The 16212-nt window shown below is 64.0% G+C and carries 19 protein-coding genes and 1 pseudogene; 12 read left to right on the forward strand and 8 right to left on the reverse strand.

The features are described from left to right. Positions 1-99: 99 nt before the first annotated feature. The gene (locus PMI38_RS23845) at positions 100-921 is read right to left on the reverse strand and encodes a shikimate 5-dehydrogenase (RefSeq protein ID WP_008099871.1); all 822 of its coding nucleotides are present in this window, start codon (positions 919-921) and stop codon (positions 100-102) included. Positions 922-1080: 159 nt separating this feature from the next. On the opposite strand from PMI38_RS23845, the gene PMI38_RS23850 reads away from it, so the two are divergent. From PMI38_RS23850 to pbpG, 3 genes are all read left to right on the forward strand, one after another. After that, the gene (locus PMI38_RS23850) at positions 1081-1419 is read left to right on the forward strand and encodes a hypothetical protein (RefSeq protein WP_008099873.1); all 339 of its coding nucleotides are present in this window, start codon (positions 1081-1083) and stop codon (positions 1417-1419) included. Between the two features lie 94 nt (positions 1420-1513). Next, positions 1514-1696 (forward strand): hypothetical protein, encoded by a 183-nt coding sequence (locus PMI38_RS23855; RefSeq protein ID WP_008099875.1) that lies wholly within the window; start codon positions 1514-1516, stop codon positions 1694-1696. Between the two features lie 243 nt (positions 1697-1939). Beyond that, positions 1940-2866, forward strand: a complete 927-nt coding sequence (gene pbpG, locus PMI38_RS23860) for a D-alanyl-D-alanine endopeptidase (protein WP_008099877.1) — start codon at positions 1940-1942, stop codon at positions 2864-2866. 25 nt (positions 2867-2891) lie between these two features. On the opposite strand, the pseudogene PMI38_RS27645 reads toward pbpG, so the two are convergent. Then, positions 2892-3296: pseudogene (locus PMI38_RS27645) on the reverse strand (hypothetical protein); the annotation flags it as partial. A gap of 198 nt (positions 3297-3494) precedes the next feature. Between PMI38_RS27645 and PMI38_RS23870 the strand changes: the two are divergent. From PMI38_RS23870 to PMI38_RS23910, 9 genes are all read left to right on the forward strand, one after another. Next, entirely contained in the window at positions 3495-4829 is a 1335-nt protein-coding gene (locus PMI38_RS23870) for a lysine N(6)-hydroxylase/L-ornithine N(5)-oxygenase family protein (RefSeq protein WP_008099880.1), read from the forward strand. A gap of 172 nt (positions 4830-5001) precedes the next feature. After that, a complete protein-coding gene (locus PMI38_RS23875; RefSeq protein WP_008099882.1) occupies positions 5002-6195 on the forward strand; it encodes a PepSY-associated TM helix domain-containing protein in 1194 nt (397 codons plus the stop codon). Further along, positions 6192-6731 (forward strand): hypothetical protein, encoded by a 540-nt coding sequence (locus PMI38_RS23880; protein WP_008099884.1) that lies wholly within the window; start codon positions 6192-6194, stop codon positions 6729-6731. Before PMI38_RS23875 ends, PMI38_RS23880 begins: the two co-directional genes overlap by 4 nt. Further along, the gene (locus tag PMI38_RS23885; RefSeq protein ID WP_008099886.1) at positions 6728-7048 is read left to right on the forward strand and encodes a hypothetical protein; all 321 of its coding nucleotides are present in this window, start codon (positions 6728-6730) and stop codon (positions 7046-7048) included. Before PMI38_RS23880 ends, PMI38_RS23885 begins: the two co-directional genes overlap by 4 nt. An 11-nt stretch (positions 7049-7059) precedes the next feature. Then, positions 7060-7629 carry a DUF6162 family protein gene (locus tag PMI38_RS23890; RefSeq protein ID WP_081502579.1) on the forward strand — a complete coding sequence of 190 codons (570 nt, stop codon included), beginning with the start codon at positions 7060-7062 and terminating at the stop codon, positions 7627-7629. 17 nt (positions 7630-7646) lie between these two features. Next, positions 7647-8549 (forward strand): metal ABC transporter substrate-binding protein, encoded by a 903-nt coding sequence (locus PMI38_RS23895; protein ID WP_008099891.1) that lies wholly within the window; start codon positions 7647-7649, stop codon positions 8547-8549. After that, positions 8546-9295, forward strand: a complete 750-nt coding sequence (locus PMI38_RS23900) for a metal ABC transporter ATP-binding protein (protein ID WP_008099893.1) — start codon at positions 8546-8548, stop codon at positions 9293-9295. Before PMI38_RS23895 ends, PMI38_RS23900 begins: the two co-directional genes overlap by 4 nt. Next, positions 9292-10191, forward strand: a complete 900-nt coding sequence (locus PMI38_RS23905) for a metal ABC transporter permease (RefSeq protein WP_008099894.1) — start codon at positions 9292-9294, stop codon at positions 10189-10191. The genes PMI38_RS23900 and PMI38_RS23905 overlap by 4 nt, the downstream gene beginning before the upstream one ends. Continuing rightward, entirely contained in the window at positions 10188-11057 is an 870-nt protein-coding gene (locus PMI38_RS23910) for a metal ABC transporter solute-binding protein, Zn/Mn family (protein WP_008099896.1), read from the forward strand. The genes PMI38_RS23905 and PMI38_RS23910 overlap by 4 nt, the downstream gene beginning before the upstream one ends. 120 nt (positions 11058-11177) lie before the next feature. On the opposite strand, the gene PMI38_RS23915 is transcribed toward PMI38_RS23910, so the two are convergent. The 6 genes from PMI38_RS23915 to PMI38_RS23940 form a co-directional block, all read right to left on the reverse strand. Further along, positions 11178-12230 carry a DUF1615 domain-containing protein gene (locus tag PMI38_RS23915; RefSeq protein WP_008099898.1) on the reverse strand — a complete coding sequence of 351 codons (1053 nt, stop codon included), beginning with the start codon at positions 12228-12230 and terminating at the stop codon, positions 11178-11180. A 26-nt stretch (positions 12231-12256) separates the two neighbouring features. Beyond that, positions 12257-12808: a hydrolase gene (locus PMI38_RS23920; RefSeq protein WP_008099901.1), complete on the reverse strand. Its 552-nt coding sequence runs from the start codon at positions 12806-12808 to the stop codon at positions 12257-12259. Between the two features lie 53 nt (positions 12809-12861). After that, a complete protein-coding gene (locus PMI38_RS23925) occupies positions 12862-14193 on the reverse strand; it encodes an endonuclease/exonuclease/phosphatase family protein (RefSeq protein ID WP_008099903.1) in 1332 nt (443 codons plus the stop codon). 32 nt (positions 14194-14225) lie between these two features. Then, on the reverse strand, positions 14226-15155 hold the full coding sequence (locus PMI38_RS23930; RefSeq protein WP_008099906.1) for a hypothetical protein: 930 nt from the start codon (positions 15153-15155) through the stop codon (positions 14226-14228). Positions 15156-15231: 76 nt separating this feature from the next. After that, the gene (locus tag PMI38_RS23935) at positions 15232-15969 is read right to left on the reverse strand and encodes a thioesterase II family protein (RefSeq protein ID WP_008099908.1); all 738 of its coding nucleotides are present in this window, start codon (positions 15967-15969) and stop codon (positions 15232-15234) included. Then, on the reverse strand, positions 15966-16187 hold the full coding sequence (locus PMI38_RS23940; protein ID WP_008099910.1) for an MbtH family protein: 222 nt from the start codon (positions 16185-16187) through the stop codon (positions 15966-15968). The genes PMI38_RS23935 and PMI38_RS23940 overlap by 4 nt, the downstream gene beginning before the upstream one ends. Between the last annotated feature and the right edge of the window lie 25 nt (positions 16188-16212).

Consider the following 16212-nt stretch of genomic DNA (forward strand, 5'->3'; position numbering starts at 1 on the left):
CCCGCGAAGAGGCCGCCCCAGACACTGGTGCTACCTGGCACGGGCTTCGCCCGTGTTCGCGGGACAAGCCCGCTCCCACAAGGCCATGGCAGGCGCCCTCTAGCTACCCCGCGCGTAAACCACCGCCGCCTCGACCTGCTCCGGCGTTGGCCGCACCCCGGTATACAGCACGAACTGCTCCAGCGCCTGCAGCGCAATCACCTCCAACCCGGTAATCACCGGCTTGCCCAACGCCTGTGCACGCCGGATCAACGGCGTTTGCGCCGGCATCGCCACCACATCGAACACCCGCTCGGCCGCGTCAATGGCGTTTTCGCTGAACGCCAGCTGATCAGCCTCCGGCCCGCCCGCCATGCCGATCGGCGTCACATTCACCAACATGGGCGGGCACAAGTCGCCCAGCTCGGCCACCCAGCGATAGCCGCAGACATCCGCCAGCTGCCGCCCCGCCTGCTCGTTGCGCGCCACGATCACCCCCTCGCGCAACCCCGCGTCGCGCAAGGCACTGGCCACCGCCTTGGCCATGCCGCCACTGCCACGCAGGGCGAAAGCAGTACCTGGGTCGACCTGATGCTGCTCGATCAGCTGCCGCACCGCGAGGTAGTCGGTGTTGTACGCCTTCAGCCGGCCAGCGGTGTTGACCAAGGTATTGACCGACTCGATGGCGGCCGCCGACGGGTCGATCTCGTCGACCAGGGCCATGCACGCCTCCTTGTACGGCATGGACACCCCACAGCCGCGAATGCCCAGCGCGCGTATGCCGGCGATGGCGGCCGGCAGGTCGCTGGTGGTCATTGCCTTGTAGTAATAGTCCAGGCCCAACTGCTGGTAGAGGTGGTTATGAAAGCGCACGCCGAACGTGCCTGGCCGCCCGGCCAGGGAGATGCACAGCACCGTGTCTCTGCTGGGAGTTGTCGCCATAAACTGCTCCTTTTTCATAACTGAAACGTTTGTTCAGCGTAACAGAGACCACCACTGGTCGTCCCTTACACAACCTTTACCGTTCCCCTGTGCTCAGCTGACAGAGCGCAGCTCATAGTAGTAGGACCCCGCGCGTGGGGTTTCTTGCGAGGAACCGTCATGAACCGTCTCATCCCCGGAATCGCCCTGCTGGTCGGTGCCCTGGCCGTCAGCGGGCAAGCATCCGCCCACGGTGGCGGTGGTGGCTGGTATGGCCCAGGCCCGCTGCTCGGGGCAGCGGTGGTCGGGGCGGTGGTCGGGGCTACGGTTTCCGCTGGCCACGACCGCACGGTGTACGTAGAGCGCCAACCGGTCTACTACGGCCCGCCTCCGGTGTATGTGCAGGCGCCGCCACCGCCAGCGGTTTACTACCAGCCGTACTATGTGCCGGGCCCACCCCCACCGGGGTATCGCGTCTACGGTCCGCCCCCGGTGTATTACGGCCCGCCGCGTTGGTGACCGTTGAAAAACCTGATGAGCACTATTGAGCAAGTTGATTTCAAACCGCGTTGGCTGCTGCGTAAGGTAGGGCCATGTTTTACAGGAGGTCCCCATGGCCACTATTCAGATCATGTCCGTCATCGGCAGCGCCGTCCCGTCTACACTGCGCGAGAAAGGGCTGCTGGCATGCTGGTACCTGATGCGCAACGGCGAAGCCGTGAGTGGCCCGCTGACCACCCGCGCGTCGGCCCAGTCCCTGGCCGAACAGCTCCAGGGCAATAGCCTGCTCGCTTGAACGAATTTGTTGTGCGTTGCTCCCTACGCCTCTTCTGACCCGCCTCTGGCGGGTCTTTTTTTTGCCCCGCACGAACCGACGAACGGACGCAGGATAACCGTTACAGCATGAAGCTTTTTTCATTTCGATAGGCCGGTGCAACGAGCAATCGACAGCCGCTGAGCCATACTCCAGAATGCGAGCGTTTTTTGGGGGAAAACCCTTGCACAGCCAACGACATACCAACCTTTAGTGAGCCTCAACGTGAAAACATCCCTGTCCATCCTCAGCCTGCTGCTGTTGCTCACAGGAACTGCGACCCTTCCGTCGACCGCTGCTGCACAACCCCCAGCCCAGGTTCAACGCGACCCCTCCAAGCTGCACCTGGCTTCCGGCAGCGCCCTGCTGATCGACCTGAATACCAATCAAGAACTGTATTCGAGCCACGCCGACCGCGTGGTACCCATTGCTTCGGTCACCAAGCTGATGACCGCAATGGTAGTGCTGGATGCCAAGCAGCCCATGGATGACATGCTCACCATGACCATCGCCAACAACCCGGAGATGAAAGGCGTCTACTCGCGAGTACGCCTGGGCAGCGAGCTGAACCGCCGCGAAACCTTGCTGATTACCCTGATGTCGTCGGAAAACCGTGCCGCCACCACCCTGGCCAACCATTACCCGGGGGGCTATCCGGCCTTCATCAAGGCGATGAATGCCAAGGCCCGCAGCCTGGGCATGAGCCATACCCGCTATGTCGAGCCTACCGGCCTGTCGACGCTGAACGTGTCCACCGCACGTGACCTCGGCAAGCTGCTGATGGCCTCGCGCAAGTACCCGCTGTTGAGCGAGCTGTCGACCACCCGCGAAAAGACCGTGGCCTTCCGCAAGCCCAACTACACGCTGGGCTTTCGCAACACCGACCACCTGGTGAACAAGAGCAACTGGGACATCAAGCTGACCAAGACCGGCTTCACCAATGAAGCGGGGCATTGCCTGGTGCTGCTGACCCGCATGGACAACCGCCCGGTGGCCATGGTGATTCTCGACGCCTTCGGCAAGTACACCCACTTCGCCGATGCCAGCCGCATGCGCCAGTGGCTGGAAACCGGTGCCGCGAAGCCTGCGCCGGCAGTCGCCATGCAGTACAAGTCGGATCGACAGAGCAAGACTCGCCTGGCTGCTGAGTAGAACTGCGGTCGCGCTGGGCCCTATCGCCGGCACTGCTGCCGCCCGTCGTCTGCAAGGCTTCGAGCAACTGCGCGGTTGCCTGCAAGATCTGGCCGTTGAGCGTGGCGATACTGGCCTGCTTGGCCCCCACCGCCGCCAACTTGGCCGTCTCATCCATTTTCTGCGCCATCAGTGCAGCCAGTTGCTTCTGCTCCTCGGCCAACTGCTTCTGCAGTTTCTTGATCATTTCGCGCAATTGCTTGATGTGCGCGGGCTCGCCGCTGTCTTCGCTGCCCTGTGCGCTTTGCGCCTGGTCGCTTTTGCGCAACTTGGAAGTGTCGGCCTGAACGCTGGCACCCTGCCCGCCTTCGACCTTCTGGGCCTCGCTACTGACGGCAGCCGTGGCGGCGGGTGTGGCCCCGCTGATGGTGACCGCTGCGATACCTACCATGTGTTTGTCCCTGTGCTGAAATGGTCCTTGCGTCGACTTCCCTATCGGCCGCCCCACGCAGACCTTTAGCACTGGCGGCCAAGCGGCACACGGCCGATCAGTAAATTCCCCACACCTTGGCTCGTTCCAACCAATGTACCTACGCAGGAGCCGGAGTACCGGCGGGCGTCCACATTCGACCATTATGGAATCGCAGCCATGAGCCAGTCTTCGAACCCGGAAACCATCAAAGATCTGATCGGCGTGGGCTTCGGCCCGTCCAACCTGGCCTTGGCCATCGCCCTGGAAGAACTCGCCCAGACCCAGGGCCATGCCCTCGACGCGCTGTTCATCGACAAGCAGCAGGAGTACCGCTGGCACGGTGAAACCCTGGCCACCCAGAGCGAGCTGCAGATCTCCTTCCTCAAGGACCTGGTCTCGCTGCGCAACCCCACCAGCCCCTACAGCTTCGTCAATTACCTGCACCAGAAGCAGCGCCTGGCCGACTTCATCAACCTCGGCACCTTTTACCCCTGCCGCCTGGAGTACAACGACTACCTGCGCTGGGCCGCCGAGCACTTCGCCACCCAGGCCGTGTACGGCGAGCAGGTACTGCGCATCGAACCTGAAGTGAAAGCGGGCCGCGTGGAGCATCTGCGCCTGGTGTCGCGCAATGCCCAGGGCCGTGAAGTCAGCCGCCGGACCCGTTCGGTTGTAGTGGGCACCGGCGGCACGCCGAAAATCCCCGAAAAATTCGGTGCGTTCAAGGACGATCCGCGCGTCTTCCACCACTCCCAGTACCTGAGCAGCCTGAACAAACTGCCCTGCACCGAAGGCAAGCCGATGCGCATCGCCGTGATCGGTTCGGGCCAGAGCGCCGCCGAGGCGTTCATCGACCTCAACGACAGCTACCCGTCGGTGAAGGTCGACATGGTGCTGCGCGGTTCGGCGCTCAAGCCGGCCGACGACAGCCCGTTCGTCAACGAGATCTTCTCCCCGGACTACACCGACCTGGTCTACAACGAGCCGGCTGACCAGCGCGCCAAGCTGCTGGGCGAGTACCACAACACCAACTACTCGGTGGTCGACCTCGACCTGATCGAGCGTATCTACGGCATCCTCTACCGCCAGAAGGTCGCCCACCAGTTCCGCCACAACGTGCTCTGCCGCCGCCAGGTGGAAGCCGTGGTGGCGACCCGCGAGGGCATCGAGCTGACCCTGCGCGACCTCGCCACCGGCCAGCAGCAAACCCACCGTTACGACGCCGTGATCCTTGCCACCGGCTACGAGCGCCGCTCGCACCGTGACCTGCTGGCGCCGTTGGTCGGCTACCTGGAGGACTTCGCGGTGGACCGCAACTACCGGGTACTGGCCAGCCCCGAGCTGCAGGCCTCTGTCTACCTGCAAGGTTTCTGCGAGAACAGCCACGGCCTGAGCGACACCTTGCTGTCGGTGCTGCCGTCGCGCGCGGCCGAGATCGGCCAGGCCCTCTACCACGACCTGTCCCACCAGCATGGCAGCCTGAAAGCGCCAGTAGCGCTCACCAGCGCCTGACCCCTCGACGCACCGCAAAAACCGGCCAGGCGCCTCGCGCTTGGCCGGTTTTTGTACTTCTTGAAACATTTGCTTTCATTTAACTACGCAGGATTTTCATTCTCATTCGTCTTTATTAATGCAGCCCCAGTGGTTGGGCCTGTGCTCGACCCTCATTTTCAGAAGACGACCGATGGCCAAATCACCGAAAAAATCCAAGTCCAGGCTGTGGTTCCTGGTCCATAGCTGGCTCGCCCTGCCGATCTGGTTCTTCGTCCTGATCGTCTGCTTCACCGGCATGCTCGCGGTAGTCAGCCAGGAAATCGTCTGGCTGGCCAACCCCGATGTGCGTGCCAGCAAGCCCGACGACAGCGCCGAACGCCTGAGCTTCCAGCAAGTGCTCGATGAGCTGCACAAGGCCGAACCGGACATGGTGGTGCGTTCGTTGCGCCAGCCTGACGGTTCGCACTTCGCCATCAATGCCGGCGTGACCTACCCCGACGGCAGCAGCCCCACGCTCTATGTGAACCCTTACACCGGCGCGATCCAGGGCAAGGTCCCGGACTTCAACTTCGAGGCGTTCACCCGCGCCCTGCACGGCTGGTGGCTGGTGCCCTTCACCAATGGCTTCAGCTGGGGCTGGTACCTGGTGTCGCTGCTCGGCCTGCCCATGCTGGCGTCGCTGGTGACCGGGCTGGTGGTGTACAAGAAGTTCTGGAAAGGCTTCTTCAAACCGGTGCGCACCGGCCACGGCTCACGCATCTTCTGGGGTGACCTGCACCGCCTGGCCGGGGTCTGGTCGATCTGGTTCATCGCAGTCATTTCCATCACCGGCACCTGGTTCCTGATCCAGGCCATCCTGTCCGACAACCAGATTTCCATTTCCAGCGAACCGATCGTGCCGGTCATCGCCCGCGAAGATGTACCACAAACCGCCGATGGCAGCCCTGCCCCACGCATCGACGTGGATCAAGCAGCGCGCCTGGCCGGCCTTGCGGTACCGGGCCTGGAGATCAACTTCGTCATGCTGCCGGCCACCGCCTACAGCCATATCAGCCTGGGTGGACCCGGCTGGTATCCGCTGATGTTCCAGAGCGCCGACGTCAACCCCTATACCCGCAACGTCGACAGCAAGTTCGTGATCAGCGACCGCTCCGCCCTGGAGTTCGTCACCGAGTCCATGCGCCCGCTGCACACCGGCGATTTCGGCGGCCTGCCGGTCAAGCTGATCTGGTTCTTCTTCGGCCTGGTGCTGACCCTGATGGTGTTCAGCGGCTTGCTGATCTGGACCAAGCGCACCGCCCAGGCCACCGCCGCCGCCATCAAGCGCAGCGAACGCGCGCCGCGCAAGGCCCGTAAGGAAACCACCGTGGAGATCCCCCAATGAGCCACGCCCAGCCCCTGCCCAGCAGCCCGCTCAAACAGTGGTGGCTGAAGTGGCGCTTCCACCTGAACATCCTGCTGATCCTGATCCCGCTGGGTTTCATGCCCAAGTACTTTGCCGATGCAGCGCTGTTTCGCGGCGATGCCGGCCTGGGCGTCAACCCGATCAGCGACATCCAGGTCGGCCCGTATAGCCTGGATCTTGCCGAACTGCGCAACGAAGCCCCTCGCGCCGACGGCCCGGCAGGCCACTTCAAGGCCTTCAACGCCGCCCTGTGCACGGCCTGCATCAACGACGTCAAGGCCGTCTACCTGCGCATCGGCAAGCCACGCAGCCTGCGCGCCGCCGGCACCATCTTCTTCGGCGCCCCGTACCGCATGGGCACCAACCTGCCGATACCGCCACGCACCCGACCTGATGCAGAGGTCTGGATCACCCTCGAAGGCTGGGACGGCAGCATGCACCAGGCGTCGGTCTCCCTGGCCAAGGCGTCCCCCGCCACCGTGGCCTGGCTCGAAAAACAAGGAGGCAAGAAATGAAGCACCTGATGCGCAAGCTCGCCCTGCCGCTGCTGGCCCTGGCCGCAGGCCCGGCCCTGGCCCACAACCCGATGTGCGAATGTGAAGAGGTCGCGGGTGGCCAGGTCAAATGCACCGGTGGCTTCTCCGATGGCAGCGGCGCACCGGGGGTGACCCTGGACGTGATCGGCTACGACGAGCAGGTGCTGGTCGGTGGCAAGCTCGGCCAGGACTCGACCCTGACCTTCAAACGCCCCGACGGCGAGTTCTACGTGCTGTTCGACGCAGGCCCTGGGCACGTGGTGGAAGTCGACTACGCCGACATCGCGCAACCATGAGCGGCCCGACCCTGAGCCGTACCCAGGTGGTACGCCCCGCCGGTGCCGGGCATGAAACCCTCTATGTGCTGCTGGTCAGCCTGCTGATCGTCGCCCTCGCCAGCACGGTGGTGCTGCTGCGTGGCGAACGCGAGGACGAACAGGTCATCGCCAGCCACCAGATCGACGCACGCCGTGACCTGAGCGCCGCCGAGCAAGGCATCTACACCGACCTGCGGGTGGCGTTCGACGAGATCCAGCTGCTGCGCGAAGAAACCGCCAGCATTCCCCCCGTGGACATGCTGGCCGAGGAAGGCCTGCCACCGTTCGTGGTGGACGCCGGCAGCCAGAGCCGTGGTGGCCACCAGTGGTCGTGGTTGCCGACCGGCGCCTATCTCGGCCAGAGCCAGGCGCCGCAGGTAGCGGGCAGCTTTCTGCTGATCCTGCCGAACGACAGCAACGGCCAGGTCGATGTCTGGCTACGCCGCGACAGCGCAGCACTGGCTCCGGACGACCTCGGCCAGGCAGCGTTGATCGCCGCGGGCTGGCAGCAAGTGGTCAGCCATTACGACGCCGGGGTAACCCGCGAGCACCGTCACTGAACCCAAGGAATTCCTCCATGTTCCGTTCCGCCTTCGCCCTGCTGCTGGCCTGTGCCGTCCCTCTGATGGCCCTGGCCGACACCGGCAAACCCCTGCGCATCGGTATCACCCTGCACCCTTACTACAGCTACGTGAGCAATATCGTCGGCGACAAGGCCGAGGTGGTGCCGCTGATTCCAGCGGGCTTCAACCCCCACGCCTATGAGCCACGGGCCGAGGACATCAAGCGCATCGGCACCCTGGATGTCGTGGTGCTCAACGGCGTCGGCCATGACGACTTCGCCGACCGGATGATCGCCGCCAGCGAAAAACCCGACATCAAGACCATCGAGGCCAACCAGAACGTGCCGCTGCTGGCGGCCACCGGCATCGCTGCCCGCGGCGCCGGCAAGGTGGTCAACCCGCATACCTTCCTGTCGATCAGCACCACCATCGCCCAGGTCAACAACATCGCCCGCGAGCTGGGCAAGCTCGACCCGGACAACGCCAAGTTCTACACGCAAAATGCCCGCGCCTATGCCAAGCGCCTGCGCGCGCTGCGCGCCGAGGCGCTGGCCAAGGTCACCGAAGCCCCGGATGCCACCTTCCGCGTGGCCACCATCCATGCCGCCTACGACTACCTGGTGCGTGACTTCGGCCTGGAAGTGACCGCGGTGGTCGAGCCGGCCCACGGGATCGAGCCGAGCCCGGCGCAGCTGAAAAAGACCATCGACCAGCTCAAGGCGCTGGACGTCAAGGTGATCTTCTCGGAGATGGACTTCCCGTCCGCCTACGTCGAGACCATCCAGCGCGAATCCGGCGTGCGCCTGTACCCGCTGACGCACATTTCCTATGGCGAATACACCAAGGAAAAGTACGAAGTGGAGATGAAGCGCAACCTCGACACGGTGGTGCGCGCCATTCAGGAGAACCGCGCATGACCGCCGCCGCCAACCTTGTCACGCCCGGCGGCCCGCGCATCGACTTCGCCGGCATCGACCTGACCCTGGGCCGCACGCGCATCCTCGAAGAGGTCAGCTTCAGCGTCGCCGTCGGCAGCGTGCATGCCATCGTCGGTCCCAATGGCGGGGGCAAGAGTTCGCTGATCAAGACCCTGCTCGGGCAGATGCCGCACCAGGGCCAACTGACCCTGCACTGGCCCGGCGAGCACCAGGTGGTCGGCTACGTACCCCAGGCACTGGAGTTCGACCGTGGCCTGCCGATGACCGTGGACGACTTCATGGCCGCCATGTGCCAACGGCGCCCGGCCTTTCTCGGCCTGTCGCGGCATGTTCGCCCGGCCGTCGACGCAGCCTTGGCGCGGGTGGGCATGCTCGACAAACGCAAACGGCGCATGGGTGCGCTGTCCGGCGGCGAGCGCCAGCGCGTGCTGCTGGCCCAAGGTTTGATCCCGGAGCCGCAATTGCTGGTACTCGACGAGCCGATGTCGGCGCTCGACGAAGCCGGGATTCAAGTGTTCGAACAGCTGCTCAATGGCTGGCGCCAGGCCGGCACCACCGTGTTGTGGATCGAGCATGACCTGGAAGCGGTATTGCGCCTGGCCGACCGGGTCACCGGGCTGAACCGCCGGGTGCTGTTCGATGCCCCACCCGTCCAGGCCCTGACCCCCGAGCGCCTGCTCGGCCTGTTCTCCGTCCACCCGCGCAGCGAGAGCCTCGCCTCATGAGTTATGAAGCATTCCGCCAACTGGTCCAGGAATGGGCCGGCGCTGGCTACCTGCCGGAGGCGCTGGCCTACGGTTTCGTGATCAACGCGCTGCTGGCCGGGCTGATGATCGGCCCGGTGCTGGGCGGCCTGGGCACCCTGGTGGTGGTCAAGCGCTTTGCCTTCTTCTCCGAAGCCGTCGGCCATGCCGCGCTCACGGGCGTTGCCATCGGCATCCTGCTCGGCGAACCCTACACCGGCCCCTACGGCAGCCTGTTCGGCTACTGCCTGCTGTTCGGCATCCTGCTCAACTTCCTGCGCAACCGCACCGGGCTGTCGCCCGATACGCTGATCGGCGTGTTCCTTTCGGTGTCGCTGGCGCTGGGCGCCAGCCTGCTGCTGATGCTGGCCGGCAAGATCAACGTGCACATCCTCGAGAACGTGCTGTTCGGCTCGGTACTGACCGTCAGCGCCCAGGACCTGGTAGTACTGGGCATCGTCGCGGTGCTGGTGCTGGCGCTGTCCCTGCCGCTGTACAACCGCATCATGCTGGCCAGCTTCAACCCGCAGCTGGCGGCGGTGCGCGGCGTGGCGGTGAAGACCCTGGACTACCTGTTCGTGGTACTGGTGACCCTGGTCACCGTGGCCTCGGTGAAGGTGATCGGGGCGATCCTGGTCGGTGCCTTGCTGGTGATTCCGGCGGCGGCGGCACGGCTGGTCAGCCAGTCGCTCAAGGGCTTTTTCTTCATCTCGGTGCTGATCGCCACCCTGAGCACACTGCTGGGCATTCTGCTGCCGATCATGTTCGACCTGCCGGTGCCGTCCGGTGCCGCGATCATTCTGGTTGCGGGTATCTGCTTCGCCCTCGCCGCCCTGGCGCGCGCCCTCGTTCCACGCCTGCAAGGAAACCCGGCATGAACCTGAAACGACTGACCCTGGCCCTGGCCTTGGCCGGCCTGCCCTCGCTGGCCGCTGCCACGCAAGTGCTGACCACCCTGCCCGTCACCCATAGCCTGGCCACGGCCTTGCTCGCCGGCACGTCGGTAGCGCTCACCCGCGCCGCGCCGGCCAACCTGCCGGCCAGCCGCCAGCCTGCGTACTTCAGCAGCCGTGGTGGCGCCAGCCTGGCCAAGGCCGCGCAGCAGGCCGACGCGGTGATCGGCGTGCGTTCGATCTGGCGCGATGACCCGCTTTACCCGATGGCCAGGCGCAGCAACATCCGCATCGTCGAAATCGACGCCGCGCGCCCGGTGGACGGTGCGTTGCCGGGCATCGCGGTGACCGGCGACGATGCCTACAGTGCGTACCCGTGGCTGAACCCGACCAACCTGGGGCGCATGGCCGATGTGCTGGCCAACGACCTGGAGCGCCTGGCGCCGGCCGAAAAGGTCAAAATCCAGGGCAATCTGGCGGGGCTCAAGCGTCAGTTGCTGGCGCTGACGGCCGACAGCCAGACGCAGTTGGCGCAGGTCGACAACCTGTCTGTGGTGAGCCTGTCCGAGCGTCTGGGGTATCTGGCCAGCGGGATGAACCTGGATGTGGTGGAACAGCCGTTGCCGGCCGATGGCAAGTGGGATGAGGCGGCGCTCAAGGCATTCGGCGACAACTTGAAGGAGCAGGATGTGGCGCTGGTGCTGGACCATCGGCAGCCGGAGGCGGCGGTGGCCGAGGTGATCAAGGCCAGTGGAGCGAAGCTGCTGGTGGTGGAGAGTGATCCGGAGGATGCCGTGAGCGGGCTCAAGGCCAGTGTCGATCAAGTGGTTGGGGCATTGAGCGAGGGTTGATGTCGCCTTCACCGGCCCTTTCGCGGGACAAGCCCGCTCCCACAGGGACCCCACAGCCCTGGAGAGCAGTGGTGTACCTGTGGGAGCGGGCTTGTCCCGCGAAAGGGCCTGTACAGACTGCTAGCGCTTCATGCAGCGCTGATAACGCTCATCCACCCTGCCGGCAAACCACGCGGTAGTCAGCTTGCGTGTAATCTTCGGGCTCTTCAGCTCGATCCCCGGCAACACCGCCCGCGGCACCGGTTTGCCCGCTGCCGCATCGGCCAGGGCGAACACCCCGCTGTACAGCTTGCTGTCCTCGAACGCCAGGCGATCACCCAGTTCCAGCTGGTTGCGGATCTGCGTATTGCGCAGCCCCAGCTTCACCCCCAGCTTGCGCGCCGCCTGCTCGGTACTGCCGGGCATGATCGAGCCCGGCGCGATCAGGTCGCCATCGAGCGCCAGCTTGATCCCCGTCGCCTTGCTCAACGCCGCCTGAAACGCGGCGTTGCGGCTGGCGTACCAGCCCGCGTTGAAATCGGCGAAGCGGTAGAGCTGACGTTCATAGGAGGCGGGGTAACCCAACAAGTGAGCAATGCCGAAGTACATGCCACCTCGGCGAGTGAACACTTCCTGGCGAATCGTGCCTTCATAGGTGTAGGGATAGTCTTTGGCGTGTTGCTCGGCGAACTCGACGCTGACTTGCATCGGCCCACCCGTGTGCACCGGGTTGAGTCCACCGAGCAAGGTCTTGCCCAGCGGCAAGCCGGCGGTGACTTCGTCGTACAGCGCGCTCAGCTGTTTCTCGCTGCGTACCGCGAGCAAGCGCTGCTGGTAGGTCTGCCCGTTGCCTGAAGTAGTGTTCAGCGCGCCGTCGACCAGCAGCCGCGGCACATGCATCCCAGCGGCGCGGCGGTCGATTTCCGCGCGGGCGATGCGGCCCAGGTTGGGCACCTGCGGGTCGGCGTTGAAGGTCGACTCCTGCTCGGTGACCGCCAGCACCGCGCACAGGTTGCTCTTGCTCGGTGCGATGCGCTGGGCCTCGAACGCCTGCTGGATATCCCTGGCCCAGCCTTCGCGGTCCTTGGCCTGGGCCGGCAGCAGGCGCAACAGCTGGGCATGCACTTTCGCAGGGTCGGCCTCGACTTCTTCTTCGCGCCGCCCGACGCAGCCTTGCAACAGCGCCAGGGCCATCAGGCCCGCGGTGAGGAGCCGAGCGTTCAGGGCTGCTCACCGACCATGTAGGTCTTGCTGATGTGGCGGAACTGGGGATGGCTGGCATTGCCCAGCAGTTCGAACAGGACCATTTCACGGGTCACCAACTGCGCACCCGCCTGGGCCATGCGCGCCAGCCCTGCGGCCTTGTTGGCCGGGGTGCGGCTGTCGCAAGCGTCCTCGACCACGAACACCTGCTTGCCCAGGCCCAGCAGGCCGAGCACGGTTTGCAGGACACAGACATGGGTTTCCATGCCGCAGACGATCACCTGCTCGCGCGCCAGCAGGCTGTCGGGCAGGCACTGGGCAGCCACGCAGGAAAAATGGGTTTTCTCCACCACTTCGGCGCTCGGTGCCACCGCGAGCAGCTCAGGCAGCGTGTGCCCCAGGCCTTTGGGGTACTGTTCGGAAATCACTGTCGGCAGTTCCAGGTCGGCGCAAGCCGCCAGCAACCAGCGTGCGCGTGCACGGGTGCCTTCGGGGTCGCTCATGGCGCCGATGAGTTTTTCCTGGATGTCGACGGCCAGCAGCGTGGCCTTCTGATAATCGATCAACATGCTCTACCCTGCCCGAAAAGCCTAAGGCTCTCGCAGGCAGGGCACGCCGTCAATCAGTCACTGAGCATGAAGTTGAATGACACCATGCGATGGTCCGAGTCCATCAGATCCAGCACTTGTCCAGGCTCAGGTACCTGCGCCAGGTCAGAGGTGAGCGAATAGTTGAGCATGGACACCGGTCGGTTGCTCGGGTGGGTTGGGCCCTGGGCAAGCACCAGCTCGGCAATACCCTGTGGAGCGATCCAGTTCCTGCTCTCGGGATGCTCAGGTGTTGGCTCACGAGGGTCACGGTTGAAGTCGCCCAGCAAGATGAAAGGTGTATCCGTGTGCCAGACCACTTCACGCAGCACTCTCGGGCTGTTCGGGCCACCACCTGAAATAGCATGGAAACTGTAAACGGTCATATCGGTACGCATCCCTGGCAAGCGAATGCGCAGCCCCAGCACCGGCCTCGGCGACAGCAGCCCCGAGGGTGACTGGGCGCCGTCGGCGATTACCGTCACGCCCGTCACGCTCACATCGCTGTTCACCATCATCGCCACGCGCACGCGTTGCCTGCCGACTTCCAGGTAATACAGCATGTAGTTCTCCGGGCGACCGGAGGTTCCGACCTCCCAGCGCCAGCGATTGACTTCATGCGCGCCACCAAACTGGTCACTGACGCTGAGCTGTGCCTCATGCCGGGCAGATATTGGCGGCGCGCCCGCTTCCTGCAACGCGATCACATGGTGCTGGCGAATTCGATGTAGCAAATGAGCGCGGAACTTGTCGGTCTGCGTTGCCGAGGTGCCTTGCATGTTGAAGGTTGCCGCACGCAATTGAACAGGCGGGTTTCTGCCGCGCTGCCAGCCGATTATCGCCTGCACACCGGTGCCTGGGTCGTGCAGCCGTGCCCGGTGGTAACGGGTAATGCTTCCCCGCAGTTCGATGCTCGCACGCCAAGGCCCCCAGGCAGCGGTGACTGCAATTCGCAACAGGCGCAATGCATCGCTGGGATCAAGCCGCTGCGGCCCATGGTCGCTGCGCAGCCCGGACATGATCAATGCGTGATGGATGTTGTACACCCGCAGCAACACCGCCAGGCTCTGCTCGCGACGTGCCGCCTGAAGGCCGGCAATGATGCCCGGCTCGTTGTACAGACGCTGCAACAGTGCCGTCAGGCCTTGTGCTGCATCTGCCTGTTCACTCCAGTTGCTGCTGCGCATGAACTCGCTGGAGATGTGGTAGCTGACATAGGCCGCCGAATGAGGCGCATCGGCTGGGGCTGTGGTCAGCAGGTGAAACAACTCACGAAAAAGGCGCTCAAGTTCGGCATTGAATTCGGTGTCGCCGAGCGAGCGCAGTAAAAGCCCGGCGCCCCCTCGAATGCGAAAATTGACTGGCATGACCCACTCCTGCTTTCAAAGGCGTGATCGACTCAGACCGATGGGAAGATGAGGTTCAGTTCGCCGTCCACCACTGCCGCGGCGGGGATGCCTTTGACCACCAGGCCAATGCTCCGGTCGACCCGGCCCAGGACATTGCCGTCATAGCGATAGAGGTCTAGCGTGCCCTCGACGTCACCGTCGTGCAGATCGCCCATGCTTTGCTCGGTTGGCGCGCTCACCGACAGGGTTTGATCAGCGGATTGCAGGTTGGCGTATGCCAGCGTCAGCAGGCCGTCATGCACAAACACGGCAGGCATGCAGTGGTAGGGTTTGTCGACCAGTAGTTGCCCACGGCTCCAGCCGTTGTCACCGTCGAACCTGATCACCGACAAGCCCTGTTCACTCTGGTAGAAAACATGCAGGAGCCGCTGGTAGGTACAAACGACTGGGTCCCAGAGCGAGCGTGCCAGTCTGCTCTGCCCCTCCGGATGGACATGCCCCTGACGGAGCCAGTCAAGTCCCGTCGTCGAACTGCCCCACCGTAACTCGCCGTACCCAGGCTCTCGCGAGAATAGATACAGTTTGCCATTGAGCTCGGCTACGGATGGGGAGCCAAAGACATTCATGCTCATGTCCAAATGAATCCGAATGTCCGCGCCCGGTTGCCAGTGCAGTACCTTCGAGCCGTTGCTACTGGTGATCGGCTTATTGGCTTCGGCACTGGTGAATACATGAATGCGGCCGTTGTAGGCATAGACTGCTGGCAAACCCGAAAGACTCGGGAACTTCAGATCGACAGGGACGCTCCAGGCACCCGTCGCGAGCCTTGAGGTCATCATCACCTCATTGCCTTCACCAAAATAGAAGCAATACAGCACGTTACCCATGGCCAGCAGTCGACAGCCTTTTGGCGAACAAACAGGCAGGGGCAAGGAAGCATTCAACAAGCCAAGGTGGGAAACAGCGCGATGCAGCGTCATGAAGGTACCTCGCCAAGATCAAGTGAGGTGCCATTAAGTCGGTGTGGCGAACACACGTATGTCGCTGCAATCCTGGTCAGATGACAGAAAGTTGGGGGGCTGCTTGAAGGGCGGATTGCAAGCGCAAGGTCAATGTCTCAAGGATTGCGTCTTCCTGTTCATGAATGAAGAAATGGCCACCGGGGAACATTTGCAACGAGAAATGGCCGCAGCTTTCCTGCCTCCAGGCCAACAATTGCGCCTCACTGGCGCGGTCAGCCTCTGCGCCCAGGACATACAGCGGGCAGGACAACGCAGGCCGCTGACGATAGGCATAACGGCCACAGAGCAGGAAGTCGGCGCGCAGGATGGGCAGGGTCAGGCTCATCAGTTCATCGTTGGCCAGCACTTCTTCCGGGGTGCCATTGAGCGCGCGCAACTCGCTTTTCAGCGCGTCATCGCTCTTCGCCTCGCGCCAGTCCTTTCCGTCATAGCCCTCACGCCGGGTTGGCGCCGCCGTGCCACAGGCGAACAGCGCCACCGGCTCCGGGCAACCCAACGCGCGCAGTTCGTGGGCCAGCTCGAAAGCCAGCAGCGCGCCCAGGCTGTGGCCGAGCAGCGCATAGGGCGCGGCGGTGGCCAGGCGTTGTTCGGCGGCCAGTTGCCGGGCCAGGGCCTGCAGGTCGGTATGCAACGGTTCGGCCATGCGCGCACCGCGCCCAGGCAGCTCGACCGGGCGCACCTGCAGCCAGGCCGGCAGCTTGCGCCGCCAGCGGCTGTAGACCATCGCGCTGGCACCGGAATACGGCAGGCACAGCAGGTTGAGGGGGGTCACTGGGCGGCGGCTTCGGCCATCTTCTGGCGCAGGCTCAGAGGGCGCATGTCGGTCCAGACTTCGTCGATGTAGGCCAGGCAGTCCTGCTTCAGGCCTTTCTTGCCCACGGCGCGCCAGCCGTTGGGAATCGCCTTGTAGTCGGGCCAGATGGAATACTGTTCTTCGTGGTTGACCACTACCTGGAACTGGATATCGTCGCGGTCGAATACGGAAGTCATTACCTGTCTCCTTGAATGAGGGATG

Source organism: Pseudomonas sp. GM84, assembly GCF_000282535.1.
GTDB lineage: Bacteria > Pseudomonadota > Gammaproteobacteria > Pseudomonadales > Pseudomonadaceae > Aquipseudomonas.